The organism is Kribbella swartbergensis (assembly GCF_054784135.1).
On sequence record NZ_BAAGPM010000022.1, the window covers coordinates 204,767 to 217,878 of the forward strand.

A 13,112-nucleotide genomic window follows, 5' to 3' on the forward strand; every position below is an offset into this window, starting at 1 on the left:
CTCACCATTCCCCAGCTCTCCCCTGTTCAAACCAAACTCCGCCAGACTAACCCGCCGAACCGACAGATCCCGGCAGCAGTCCGCCGCCGGAGTGGTCCGGACCACAATGCCCGGTTCTCCGGCGGCAACCCGTAAGACGCGCAAAAGCGCCGTCCGGTTGGCTTCCGGACGGCGCTCGTACGACGGTCAGCTAGTGAGCGTGATCACCGCGGTAGTACTCGAAGATGAACCCGGACAGCGTCACGATGCCGATCCCGCAGCCGGCGATGAACAGCCACCAGCCGAAGACCACACCGAGCACAACCACCGACAGGGTCAGCGCGCACCACAGCGGCCACCACGAGTGCGGCGGGAAGAAGCCGAGTTCACCGGCTCCCTCGACGATCTCGGCTTCCTTGCGGTCCTCCGGGCGGGCGTCCATCCGGCGCGCGGTGATGCTCAGGTAGAACGCCACCAGCAGCGCGAGGAAGAACGTCATCACCAGCGCGGTGGTGCCGGTCGGGTCCTCCGACATCAGCCAGTAGATCGGCGTGACGACCAGCACGAACACGCTCAGGATCCCGAAGACCCAGGCTTCGACCTTCACGCCTTGTCCTTCCCTTCGGTGTCGGTACCGGCGTTCTCCCGCAGGTGCTCGACCCGGCCCTCGTCCTCACCGGCGTCCAGCAGGTTGTCCTTCGGCGCCCGGTTGTCCGGGTACTCCGCCAGCGCGAGGTCGGCGTGGTGCAGGTCGAACGCCGGGCTCTCCGACCGGATCCGCGGCAGCCGCTCGAAGTTGTGCCGCGGCGGCGGGGAACTGGTCGCCCACTCCAGCGAGCGGCCCCAGCCCCACGGGTCGTCCAGGCCGACCGGCGGCGTCTTGCGCGACTTGTAGAGGTTGTAGAAGAACGGCAGCATCGACAGGCCGAGGACGAAGGCCCCGACACTGGACACCTCGTTCAGCGTGGTGAAGCCCTCGTTCGCGCCGTACGACGCGTAGCGCCGCGGCATGCCCTCGACACCGAGCCAGTGCTGCACCAGGAACGTGGTGTGGAAGCCGATGAACAGCAGCCAGAAGTGCAGCTTGGCGAGCTTCTCGTCGAGCATCCGGCCGGTCATCTTCGGCCACCAGAAGTAGAACCCGGCGAACATCGCGAACACCACGGTCCCGAACACCACGTAGTGGAAGTGCGCCACCACGAAGTACGAGTCGGACAGTTGGTAGTCCAGCGCCGGCGAGGCCAGGATGATGCCGGTGAGACCGCCGAAGAGGAAGGTGGTCAGGAAGCCCACCGACCACAGCATCGGGCTGTCGAACGAGACCGAGCCGCCCCACATCGTCCCGATCCAGTTGAAGAACTTCACCCCCGTCGGGACCGCGATGAGGAACGTCATGAAGGAGAAGAACGGCAGGTTCACCGCACCGGTGACGAACATGTGGTGGGCCCACACCGCCACCGACAGCACCGCGATGCCCAGCGTCGCGCAGACCAGGCCGATGTAACCGAAGACCGGCTTGCGGCTGAACACCGGCAGGATCTCGGTGATGATGCCGAAGAACGGCAGCGCGATGATGTAGACCTCGGGATGGCCGAAGAACCAGAAGAGGTGCTGCCACAACAGTGGCCCGCCGTTCGCGGCGTCGAAGACGTGAGCCCCCAGGACTCGATCCGCCTCCAGCATCAGCAGCGCGCCGGCCAGGATCGGGAATGCGATCAGCACCAGGATCGAGGTGACCAGGATGTTCCAGGTGAAGATCGGCATCCGGAACATCGTCATACCGGGCGCGCGCATGGTGATGATCGTGGTGATGAAGTTGACCGCACCCAGGATGGTGCCCAGACCGGCCATCCACAGACCCATGATCCACAGGTCACCGCCGACACCCGGCGAGCGGACCGCGTTGGACAGCGGGGCGTAGGCGAACCAGCCGAAGTCGGCCGCACCGCCGGGGGTGAAGAACCCGCTGATCGTGATCAGGCCGCCGAAGAGGAACAGCCAGAAGCTGAACATGTTCAGCCGCGGGAAGGCGACGTCGGGGGCGCCGATCTGGACGGGCATGATCACGTTGGCGAAGCCGACGAACAGCGGGGTCGCGAACAGCAGCAGCATGATCGTGCCGTGCATCGTGAAGAGCTGGTTGTAGACCTCTTCGTTCACGATCTGCAGGCCCGGCTTGGCCAGCTCGGCGCGGATGACGAGAGCCATCACGCCGCCGATCAGGAAGAACACGAACGAGGTGATCAGGTACATGTGACCGATCAGCTTGTGGTCGGTGGTGGTGAGCCACTTGACCGCGAGCTGGCCCTTGGACCGGCGCCGGGGCAGCGCAGTGGTCGCACCGATGACACCGGTGCGCTCGGCGACGTCCGTCACTTCTCGCCCTCCTGCTCTCCATGGCCGGGAATGGTGGTGGCGTCCTGGCCACCGGTCGCCGCGCCGGTCTGGCCGCGGGCGGCCAGCTCACGCAGGTGCGCGTCGTACTCCGCGCGGGTGACCACCTTGACGCTGAACACCATCCGGCTGTGGTAGAGCCCGCAGAGCTCCGCGCACTTGCCGGCGAACGTGCCGGTCTTGGTCGGGGTCAGCTCGAACTTGTTGGTCCGGCCCGGGATGACGTCGAGCTTGAAGTAGAACGACGGCACCCAGAACGAGTGGATGACGTCCGGCGAGGTCAGCTCGAAGTGCACCGACTCGTTCACCGGCAGCCACAGCTCGGCCGGCTTGTCCAGCGTGCCGGTCTCCCAGACGCCTTCCTGGCCGTCGACGGTGTCCTTGTAGTTGAAGGTCCACTGCCACTGCTGGCCCACCACGTTGATGGTGTGCTGCGGGTTGTTCGACATCGCGGTGATCTGGTTGCCGTGCTCGACGGTGTAGAAGAAGAGCACGCCGATGATGGCGAACGGCGCCAGCGTGTACAGCACCTCGAGCGGCAGGTTGTAGCGGACCTGCTTCGGGGCGTCCTCGCTGCGCTTGCGGTACCGCACCACGACGTACAGGATCAGGGCCCAGACCATCACACCGACGATGAGGGCGGCGATCCAGGCGCCGATCCAGAGGCTGCGGACGGCCTCGGTCCGGTCCGATGCGCCCTCGGGGAGACCGAGTCGCTTCCACTGCTCAGTGGTCGCCGACGAACAGCCGGTCAGCAGCAGGGTGCCGAGCACCACTGCCGCACCGACCAGCAGGCGTCGCTTCGCCGGACGTGTGGCGCCGGCAGGACCTGCCGCGCGCTCGTCCACTCCGGGCGTGCCGTTCGAACCCACGGGGCGCCTTTCCCTTCCCAAGTGAGACTGACGACCAAACCCTACTGGACACCTTCCGCGGTCCTGCGCATAGGTAGGGCTTAGCGTTTCCCTGTGAGCGAGCGTGCGTATCTGGACGCGGCGTCGGCCGAGGTGCTGCATCCGGCGGCGCGGGAGATGTTGCTCTCGGCGGTCGATTCCGGCTGGGCGGATCCGGTCCGGTTGCACCACGAGGGACGGACCGCCCGGCTGCTGCTGGACAACGCCCGCGCGGTGCTCGCGGACGCCGTCGGTGTGCGGCCCGACGAGCTCTTCCTGACCACGTCCGGTACGGCGGCCGTTCACGCCGGGCTGACCGCGATCACGGCCGCCCGCAGCCGCGTCGGTACGGCGATCGTCCACAGCGCGGTCGAACATTCCGCCGTACTGCACACGGCCGGGCCCAATGGGGTCGAGGTGGGCGTGGACACGCTCGGCCGGGTCGACCTGGACGCGTTCACCGCGGAGGTGCGGAAGCCGGGTGTGGCGGTGGCGGCCTTGCAGTCGGCCAATCACGAGGTCGGGACCCGGCAGCCGATCGAGGCCGCGGTCGAGGCCTGTGGCGACGTACCGCTGTTCGTCGACGCGGCCGCTTCGATCGGACACGACGCCGTACCGACTGGGTGGTCGGCGCTGGCGGCGAGCGCGCACAAGTGGGGTGGACCGGCCGGGGTCGGGCTGCTCGCCGTACGTAAAGGGACGCGGATCGCCCCGGCCTGGCCGATGGACGAGCGGGAGGACGGCCTCTCCCCCGGGTTCCCGGACGTCCCGAACATCCTCGCCGCCGCAGCCGCCCTTCAGGCCCGGCAAGCCGAGGCCGAGGAGCTCGACAAGCAGCACCGGGCGTGGATCGACGAACTCAGGCACCGCGTCGCCGCCGGCATTCCTGATGTGGAAGTGGTCGGCGATCCGGACGACCGCCTCCCGCACATCCTGACCTTCTCCTGTCTGTACGTCGACGGCGAGGCCCTCGTCACCGCACTCGACGCCGAGGGCTTCTCGGTCTCCAGCGGTTCGGCCTGTACGTCGAGCACCCTGCGCCCGTCGCATGTGCTGGCCGCGATGGGCGTCCTCACCCACGGCAACGTCCGCGTCTCCCTCGGCCGGAGCACGACGTACGACGATATCGACCGCTTCGCGACCGTGCTGCCGGGAATCGTCGAACGGATCCGCGCGGAGGTGGGGATGTGAACGTGGAGCTGGACTGCCGCGGCCTGCTCTGCCCACTCCCCGTCATCAAACTGGCCAAGACGCTACCGACCGTCGCCGTCGGCGACACCGTCACCGTGCTGGCCGACGACCCCGCGGCAGCGACCGACATCCCGGCCTGGTGCCGGATGCGTTCCCAGGAACTCGTCTCAGCCGGCGACGAGCGATACGTCGTCCGCCGGGCCGGCTAATTCACTGGCTTCGGAACCGGCGAGATCGGCGAGGACAAGGCCAGGGAGTGGTACCGAACCCGCAAGGAGCAGACCGACCGGCTCGACCTGGCCATCGTGGACAAGGCCACCGGCAGGACCGTCGTCGTCGAGGGCCGCCTCCGCGACGCGCTGTGCTGGGACGGGGAGTGGGTCGACGAGATCGTGATGTCGGTGCTGGCGCCGGAGTGGAAGGCGCTACGTTCGATCCCGTGATCGACGCTGAGCACATCGCCGTACTGACCGGAGCCGGGATCTCGACCGCGTCCGGGATCCCCGACTTCCGCGGTCCGCAGGGGCTGTGGACGAAGAACCCGGCCGCGCAGGCGATGTTCGACATCGACGAGTACGTCGCCTCCCGCGCGGTCCGGGTCGAGGCCTGGAAGCTGCGCCTGGCCGCACCGGCGTGGACTGCCGAGCCGAACCCCGGCCATTTCGCCCTGGTCGACCTGGAGCGCCAGGGACGGCTGACCGGACTGATCACCCAGAACGTCGACGGCCTGCACCAGAAGGCCGGTTCCTCTCCCGAACTCGTGCACGAGTTGCACGGCACGGTCTGGTACGTCGACTGCCTCTCGTGCGGACGCCGGGTCCCGATGGCCGACGTACTCCCCCGCCTGGAGGCCGGCGACGAGGACCCGGCCTGTGAGGTCTGCGGCGGCATCCTCAAGTCCGCCACCGTCTCGTTCGGCCAGTCGCTCGACCAGCGAGTCCTCGACGCGGCCGTCGCCGCCACTCAGGCCGCCGACCTGTTCCTCGCCGTCGGCACGTCCTTGCAGGTCTACCCGGCCGCCGGCCTCTGCGACATCGCCCTGGCGGCCGGCAAGCCGCTGGTCATCCTCAACGCCGAGCCCACGCCGTACGACGACGAGGCCACAACCATCCTCCGCACCCCCATCGAGACGACGCTGCCGACTCTGGTCTCCTAAGTCCGTCAACGCCGAGTTTCCGACGAATCCGCGGCGACATTCTCGACGAATCCGCAGTCCCAATCTCGACAGATCGGCAGCGAGATCTCCGACAAATCGGCAGTACAATTCGTCCATGGATCTTCTGCCCCGAACCGCCGCGGGAATCGTCAGCACCGCGATGCACGACACTCCGGTGGTGGTGCTGAACGGGCCACGCCAGGTCGGCAAGACCACGCTGACCCGGAACCTGGACTACCTGGGCACCGTCGACTTCGTGACTCTCGACGACGAGGCCAACCGGCTGGCCGCGCGGCAGGATCCGCGGAGTTTCGTTCAGCGGCCGACGGACACCTTCGTCATCGACGAGGCGCAGCTGGAGCCGAACCTCTTTCGTGCGATCAAAGCCGAGGTGGATCGAGACCGCCGGCCCGGCCGCTTCCTGCTGACCGGATCGTCACGCCTGCTCTCTGCGCCTAACATGGCCGCCTCGCTCGTCGGCCGCGTGGAGACCATCGAGCTGTGGCCGTTCTCCCAAGGTGAGCTCGCAGGCGTCACCGAGCACTTCGTGGACCTCGTCTTCGACGACCCGGCCGAGCTGATCCGCAACAAGTCGATGGATCGCGCGCAGATCGTCGAGCGAATCGTGACCGGCGGCTATCCCGAGGTTGTCCGCCGGCTACCCGCGCGGCGGCCGTCCTGGTTCGACAGCTACCTGGAGACGATCACCCAGTCGGTCATCCGGAATCTCTCCTCGATCGAGCGGCTGGCGGAGATCCCGCGACTGCTGCGGCTCTGCGCTGCCCGAACCGGAAACGAACTCAACGTGAGCGCACTCGCCAACGAGTTCGGGCTCCCTATCCGCACCGTGGACGGCTATCTCGCTCTGCTCACCGAGGCGTTCCTGGTGGACCGTATCCCGGCCTGGTCGACCAACCTCAGCCGCAAGGTGATCCGGCGGCCGAAACTCGTGGTGACCGACACCGGGCTGGCGGCGTACCTCATCGGCGCGAGCCGGTCGACCGCTGCTCGGGTCGGCGGGCCACTCGGTCAGTTGATGGAGACCTTCGTCGCCAACGAGCTCAGGAAGCAGCTGACCTGGTCGGAGGGCAGGCCGTCGTTGTGGCACTTTCGTGATCGGGACGGCGCGGAGGTCGACCTCGTGCTGGAGCATCCCGACGGGCGGGTGGTCGGCATCGAGGTGAAGGCGACGAGCTCTCCGGCAGCCGACGATCTGCGGGGACTGCGGTTCCTGGCCGACCGGCTCGGCGACCGGTTCCACTTCGGAATCGTGCTCCACACCGCGCCGGAAGCGACCCGGTTCGCACCGAATCTCGCCGCACTGCCGGTCTCCGTGCTCTGGGACTCCTGAACGCTCGTGACCTGACCGTGACATTTGAGGTCTCCCTCAGGGGGAGGTCGCGGGTTACCGTCCCCGGGCAGGTTCAGGCGGCTGGGAGGGGACCGTGATGCGCGGGTTGAGGCGATGGACGGCGGGGGTCACCGCGGCGGCGGTGGTCGTGCTGGGGCTAGGTACGGCGGCACCGGCGCCGGCACAGGTGGCTGCGGAACGGGTGATCACGCTGGCCGGTTCGCTGCAGAGCGAGCTGGGGTGTGCGGGCGACTGGGATCCCGGCTGTGCGGCGACGAGTCTGGGCGCGGCGGCGCCGTACGCGAAGGTGTTCGACGTTCCGGCCGGTTCGTACGAGTACAAGGTCACGGTCAACGGCAGCTGGGACGAGAACTACGGTGCCGGCGGCGTGCTGAACGGGCCGAACATCCCACTGCGGATCGAGGGACCGGCCAAGCTCGAGTTCCGGTACGACGACACCAGCCACGTCGTCACCGTGAAGCCGGTCGACCTGGCGGGGACGGCCGTGACGCCGGCGGACAAGGCGCTGTCCACGCCGAGCCTGCGTCAGGACCTGACCAAGGAGCGGTTCTACTTCGTGATGGCGGACCGGTTCGCCAACGGTGACCCGTCGAACGACGCCGGCGGGCTGACCGGGGACCGGCTCACGACCGGCTTCGACCCGGCCGACAAGGGCTTCTACCACGGCGGCGACCTGGCCGGTGTGATCCAGAAACTCGACTACATCAAGTCCTTGGGTACGACGTCGATCTGGCTCACCCCGTCGTTCAAGAACCGCCCGGTCCAGGGCGCGGGCAACGACGTCAGCGCCGGGTACCACGGCTACTGGATCACCGACTTCACCCAGATCGACCCGCACCTCGGCACGAACGCGGACATGAAGCGGCTGATCAGCCTGGCCCACGCCAAGGGGATGAAGGTCTTCTTCGACATCATCACCAACCACACCGCGGACGTGATCGCCTACCAGTCCGGCAACTACGGCTACATCCCGAAGTCCACCGCGCCGTACAAGGATGCGTCCGGCAACGTCTTCGACGACAAGGCCTATGCGGCCGGTGACACGTTCCCGCCGCTGGACAGGAACGTGTCGTTCCCGAACGTCCCGGTGTTCCGGACCCCGGCCGACGAGACCGTGAAGGTGCCGGCCTGGCTGAACGACCCGACGCTCTACCACAACCGCGGCGATTCCACCTTCGCCGGCGAATCGGCGGAGTACGGCGACTTCGTCGGCCTGGACGACCTGTTCACCGAGCAGCCCAAGGTCCGCGACGGGATGATCGACGTCTACAAGACCTGGGCCGAGTTCGGTATCGACGGGTTCCGGATCGACACGGTCAAGCACGTCAACATGGAGTTCTGGCAGAAGTTCTCGCCGGCGGTGCTGGATGCGGCCCGCGAGGCGGGGTCGAAGGACTTCTTCATGTTCGGCGAGGTGTTCGACGCCGACCCGAGGTTCATGTCGACGTACACCACCCAGGGTGCGCTGCAGGCGACGCTGGACTTCGGCTTCCAGCAGAACGCGGTCGCGTTCGCCAAGGGCGACCCGGGCACCAAACTGCGGGACTTCTACGCAGGAGACGACTACTACACCGACGCCGACTCGAACGCGTACCAACTGCCGACGTTCCTCGGCAACCACGACATGGGCCGCGTCGGCACCTTCCTCAAGCAGGCGGGTGCGTCGGGCCAGGAGTTGCTGGCGCGGGACAAGCTCGCGCACTCGCTGATGTTCCTCACCCGCGGCCAGCCGGTCGTGTACTACGGCGACGAGCAGGGCTTCACCGGCGCCGGTGGTGACAAGGACGCGCGGCAGGACATGTTCGCGACGCAGACCACGGACTACAAGGACGACGAGATCGTCGACGGCACCGGTACGACGACCATCGGCAGCCAGGACCGGTACGACGTCGACGCACCGATGTACAAGCACATCGCGGCGCTGCAGAAGCTCCGGGCGACGCACCCGGCGCTCGCCGACGGCCGCCAGATCCACCGGTACTCGTCGAACTCCGGCGGGCTGTACGCGTTCAGCCGGGTCGGCAACGACAACGTCGAGTACGTGGTGGTTGCCAACAACGCCACCACGGCCAGGTCGGCCACCATCCCGACGTACGGACCGAACACCTGGCTGAAGCCGGTCTACGGCGGCTCGAAGGCGGTCAAGACCGACCGCGAAGGCAGGGTCGTGATCAACCAGGCGCCGCTGTCGGTGACCGTGTACCAGGCAACCGGCAAGGTTCCGCACCGGACCAAGGCGCCCGCCGTCCACATGAGCTCACCGGAGCTCGGCGCGACGGTCGGTGGACGTGCCGAGATCGGTGCCGAGGTGCCGGAGAACGCTCCGGCCACGGTCACCTTCGGCTACCGCCCGGTGGGTACGACGGCCTGGCAGCGACTCGGCTCTGACGACAACGCGCCGTACCGGGTCTTCCAGGACGTCTCGGGGCTGCCGAAGGGCACCCTGCTCGAGTACCGCGCCGTACTGAAGGATGTGTCCGGCAACTACTCGGTGTCCGGATCGTACGGTGTCGTCGGCGACGCACCCAAGCCGGGTGGCGGTGGCGGCGGGACCGGGCCGGTCGTCCAGCCGGCCAACGTGAGTGTGCCCGGGGACCACAACACCGAAATGGGCTGCCCGGCCGACTGGTCGCCGGACTGTGACCAGGCGCAGCTCACGCTGGACCCGAAGGACAAGGTCTGGAAGGGCACCTACACGATCCCGCCCGGTGAGCACGCCTACAAGGCCGCGATCAACAAGACGTGGGACGAGAACTACGGTGCCGGCGGCAACCAGAACGGCGCCAACATCTCCTACACGGCGCCCAGCGGTCCGGTCAGCTTCTACTACGAACACGGGCGCCACTACGTCACATCCAGTGTCGAGGGACCGATCATCACGGTGCCGGGCACGTTCCAGTCGGAGCTGGGTTGCCCGGCAGACTGGGATCCCGCCTGCATGCGCCCCTGGCTGACGGACCAGGACGGCGACGGCACGTACACGTGGTCGACGAGCGAGATCGGAGCGGGAAGCTATGAGGCCAAGGTCGCGCACAACCTGTCCTGGGACGAGAGCTACCCGGCCAACAACGTTCCGATCACCGTGCCGGCCGACGGACTGGTCGTCACCTTCTCGTACAACCTCGCGACCCACGTGTTGACAGTCACCACGTCCACTCCGGGCGCGCAGCCGGACCTGAGTCAGTCCAAGGCCTACTGGCTCACCAAGGATCTGCTCGCGGTGCCGGCGGTCGCACACCCCGAGAGGTTCCGCTGGCGGCTGCACTGGTCGTACGACGGTTCGCTCAAGGTGGACGCGGATGACATCGGCGGTACGTCGTCCGGCCTCCGCTACGACCCGGCCGGGATACCGGCGTCCGTGCTGGCCAAGTTCCCGGCTCTGAAGGGCTACACAGCACTCAGGCTCGGTAAGGCCGACGTCCGGAAGATCCTCACCGGACAGCTCGGACTGGCGCAGTACGACGACGCGGGCCGGCTGCTCGACGCGACCGGCGTACAGATCCCCGGAGTCCTCGACGACCTGTACGGCGCCTCGGCGACGAACCGCTCGTACGGCGTGACCTGGCAGGGCGGAGCACCCCGGTTCACGTTGTGGGCGCCGACCGCACAAAAGGTCGATCTGCTGGTCGGATCGCAGACCGTCCCCCTGCGCCGCAACGACGACGGCTCCTGGTCGGTGAACGGTCCACGGTCGTGGAAGAACGCGCCGTACCGCTATCAGGTCACCGTCTTCGCGCCCTCGACCGGCAAGGTCGAGACGAACGTCGTCACCGACCCGTACTCGGTGGCGCTCACCACCGATTCCAAGCACTCGGTCGCGGTCGACCTGAACGATCCCGCCGGGAAACCGGCGCTCTGGTCGAACACACCGTCGCCGAAGCTGGCCCGGGCGGTCGACTCGACGATCTACGAACTGCACGTCCGCGACTTCTCGATCAACGACACCTCGGTGCCGGCCGCCCACCGCGGCACCTACCTCGCCTTCGCGGACGAGGGCAACGGCACCAAGCACCTCCGGAAACTCGCGGCTGCCGGCCTCAACACGATCCACCTGTTGCCGACCTTCGACATCGCCTCGATTCCCGAGACAGGTCAGCAGTCACCGGCCTGCGACCTCAAATCCTTCCCGCCGGATTCCGAGCAACAGCAGGCGTGCGTCACCGCGGTCGCGGCGAAGGACGGCTTCAACTGGGGTTACGACCCGTTCCACTGGCTCGCGCCGGAGGGCTCGTACGCGACCCAGCGCGACGGACTGGCCCGGGTCGCCGAGTTCCGAACCATGGTCGGCGGACTGCACAAGTCCGGGCTGCGCGTCGTACTCGACCAGGTCTTCAACCACACACCATCGGCCGGCCAGGCACCGACGTCTGTGCTGGACAAGGTCGTGCCCGGCTACTACCAGCGGCTGAACGCGACCGGCAAAGTGGAGACGTCGACCTGCTGCAGCAACATCGCGACCGAGCACGCGATGGCCGAGAAGATCATGGTCGACGGCACGGTCAGCTGGGCTCGCAACTACCGGGTGGACGGCTTCCGCTTCGACCTGATGGGGCACCACAGCAGGGCGAACATGCTCAAGGTCCGGGCCGCGCTGGACGAGCTGACCCTGGCCAAGGACGGCGTCGACGGCAAGAGCGTCTACGTGTACGGCGAGGGCTGGAACTTCGGCGAGGTCGCGGACGACAAGCTGTTCGTCCAGGCCCGGCAGGGCAACCTCAGCGGCACCGGGATCGGCACGTTCTCGGACCGGCTCCGAGACGGCGTCCGCGGTGGCGGCCCGTTCGACGAGAACCCGCGGATCCAGGGCTTCGGCTCCGGCGCGGCGAGCGACCCGAACGGCGACCCGGTCAACGGCTCCCCCGCCGACCGCGCGAAGCGCCTGGCCCACGACACCGACCTCGTCCAGCTCGGACTCGCGGCCAACCTGCGGAGCTTCTCGTTCCGGTCCGCCGAGACCGGGGCGGTCGTCCGCGGTGACGCGGTCGACTACAACGGCAACCCGGCCGGGTACGCCGACCAGCCGGACGAAGTGGTCACGTACGTCGACGCCCACGACAACGAGACGTTGTGGGACGCGCTGACGTACAAGTTGCCGACGGCACTGACCATGTCCGACCGGGTCCGGATGAACACGGTGTCGCTGGCGACGACGGCGCTGGCACAGACCCCGTCGTTCTGGCACGCCGGTGCGGATCTGCTGCGGAGCAAGTCGCTGGACCGGAACTCGTACGACTCCGGCGACTGGTTCAACACCCTCGACTGGACCGGCGCGGACAACGGCTTCGGCCACGGCCTACCACCCAAGCCGGACAACGAGGCCAAGTGGCCGTTCATGGAGCCGCTGCTGGGCAACCCGGCGCTGAAGCCGACCGCGGCGGACGTGGCCACCGCGTCAGCCGCGGCCCAGGACCTGCTGAAGCTCCGGTTCTCCACGCCTTTGTTCCGCCTGGGCTCGGCCGATCTGATCAACGCCAAGCTCAGCTTCCCGCTGAGCGGGACGACGCCCGGCGTCATCACGATGCGCATCGACGACACGGTCGGTCCGGACGTCGACCCGGCTCTCGAGGGTGCCCTGGTCGTCTTCAACTCCACCGGCTCGGCGGTCACCCAGCAGGTCCCAGGCCTGGCCGGCGCCAGTCTGTCGCTGTCGCCCGTCCAGACCAACGGGTCCGACCCGATCGTGAAGCAGACAACCTGGACCGCCGCGACCGGCACCGTATCGGTGCCGGCGCGGACGGTCGCCGTACTCGTCCAGAGCTAGAGGTCGGCGAAGCGGCTCGCCGCGACGAACGCGCAGAGGACCAGGAACGTGACGGCGGCCGCCGTCCCCTTCGGTTCACGGAGGGAGGAGTGGGAGACGGCGGCGCCGATCATCACGATGCCGAGGCCGACCGCGGCCAGTGGAGTCAGGTAACGCGCCGTGTCGGTCAGCCACGGCGCGATCAGTCCGACGACGGCCAGGAGCTCACAGAGGGCGACGATCCGGACGACCGGCATCGGGAACGGTGCGATGCCGGTCTGCCCGCTCGCGATCAGCCGATCGCGCGACATCGTCGACTTCGCGATCCCGGACAGGGTGAAGATGACGGCCAGTGCGCCGGTCAGGATCCAGGTGATGGTGTTCATGTGG

General features: G+C 67.8%; 10 protein-coding genes. 6 read left to right on the forward strand and 4 right to left on the reverse strand.

Annotated features, from left to right (window positions below; all coding sequences use genetic code 11):
* Window positions 1-190 precede the first annotated feature (190 nt).
* From ACYVOK_RS19595 to ctaC, 3 genes are read right to left on the reverse strand one after another with little or no spacing between them, the layout of a single operon-like run.
* Window positions 191-586 carry a cytochrome c oxidase subunit 4 gene (locus ACYVOK_RS19595; protein ID WP_460663910.1) on the reverse strand — a complete coding sequence of 132 codons (396 nt, stop codon included), beginning with the start codon at window positions 584-586 and terminating at the stop codon, window positions 191-193.
* Complete coding sequence (ctaD, locus tag ACYVOK_RS19600) at window positions 583-2,355, reverse strand: aa3-type cytochrome oxidase subunit I (protein ID WP_460663911.1); 1,773 nt, start codon at window positions 2,353-2,355, stop codon at window positions 583-585. Before ctaD ends, ACYVOK_RS19595 begins: the two co-directional genes overlap by 4 nt.
* Window positions 2,352-3,245: an aa3-type cytochrome oxidase subunit II gene (gene ctaC, locus ACYVOK_RS19605; RefSeq protein ID WP_460663912.1), complete on the reverse strand. Its 894-nt coding sequence runs from the start codon at window positions 3,243-3,245 to the stop codon at window positions 2,352-2,354. Before ctaC ends, ctaD begins: the two co-directional genes overlap by 4 nt.
* A 93-nt stretch (window positions 3,246-3,338) precedes the next feature.
* Here ctaC and ACYVOK_RS19610 point away from each other — a divergent pair, with 93 nt between their 5' ends.
* The 6 genes from ACYVOK_RS19610 (at window position 3,339) to pulA (ending at window position 12,743) form a co-directional block, all read left to right on the forward strand.
* Window positions 3,339-4,454, forward strand: a complete 1,116-nt coding sequence (locus ACYVOK_RS19610) for a cysteine desulfurase family protein (RefSeq protein WP_460663913.1) — start codon at window positions 3,339-3,341, stop codon at window positions 4,452-4,454.
* On the forward strand, window positions 4,451-4,663 hold the full coding sequence (locus ACYVOK_RS19615) for a sulfurtransferase TusA family protein (protein WP_460663914.1): 213 nt from the start codon (window positions 4,451-4,453) through the stop codon (window positions 4,661-4,663). Before ACYVOK_RS19610 ends, ACYVOK_RS19615 begins: the two co-directional genes overlap by 4 nt.
* Window positions 4,664-4,759: 96 nt before the next feature.
* The gene (locus ACYVOK_RS19620; RefSeq protein WP_460663915.1) at window positions 4,760-4,897 is read left to right on the forward strand and encodes a hypothetical protein; all 138 of its coding nucleotides are present in this window, start codon (window positions 4,760-4,762) and stop codon (window positions 4,895-4,897) included.
* Window positions 4,894-5,610, forward strand: a complete 717-nt coding sequence (locus ACYVOK_RS19625) for an SIR2 family NAD-dependent protein deacylase (protein WP_460663916.1) — start codon at window positions 4,894-4,896, stop codon at window positions 5,608-5,610. The genes ACYVOK_RS19620 and ACYVOK_RS19625 overlap by 4 nt, the downstream gene beginning before the upstream one ends.
* Before the next feature lie 115 nt (window positions 5,611-5,725).
* Window positions 5,726-6,961, forward strand: a complete 1,236-nt coding sequence (locus tag ACYVOK_RS19630; RefSeq protein WP_460663917.1) for an ATP-binding protein — start codon at window positions 5,726-5,728, stop codon at window positions 6,959-6,961.
* Between the two features lie 97 nt (window positions 6,962-7,058).
* The gene (gene pulA / locus ACYVOK_RS19635; RefSeq protein ID WP_460663918.1) at window positions 7,059-12,743 is read left to right on the forward strand and encodes a pullulanase-type alpha-1,6-glucosidase; all 5,685 of its coding nucleotides are present in this window, start codon (window positions 7,059-7,061) and stop codon (window positions 12,741-12,743) included.
* On the opposite strand, the gene ACYVOK_RS19640 is transcribed toward pulA, so the two are convergent.
* Entirely contained in the window at window positions 12,740-13,108 is a 369-nt protein-coding gene (locus ACYVOK_RS19640; RefSeq protein ID WP_460663919.1) for a DoxX family protein, read from the reverse strand. The two genes, pulA and ACYVOK_RS19640, sit on opposite strands and share 4 nt — an antisense overlap.
* Between the last annotated feature and the right edge of the window lie 4 nt (window positions 13,109-13,112).

Excerpts from the sequence above, each read along its gene's own strand:
- ACYVOK_RS19630 (WP_460663917.1), top strand. The coding sequence starts at position 5,726 with ATGGATCTTCTGCCCCGAACCGCCGCGGGAATCGTCAGCACCGCGATG.
- pulA (WP_460663918.1), top strand. The coding sequence starts at position 7,059 with ATGCGCGGGTTGAGGCGATGGACGGCGGGGGTCACCGCGGCGGCGGTG.
- ACYVOK_RS19640 (WP_460663919.1), bottom strand. The coding sequence starts at position 13,108 with ATGAACACCATCACCTGGATCCTGACCGGCGCACTGGCCGTCATCTTC.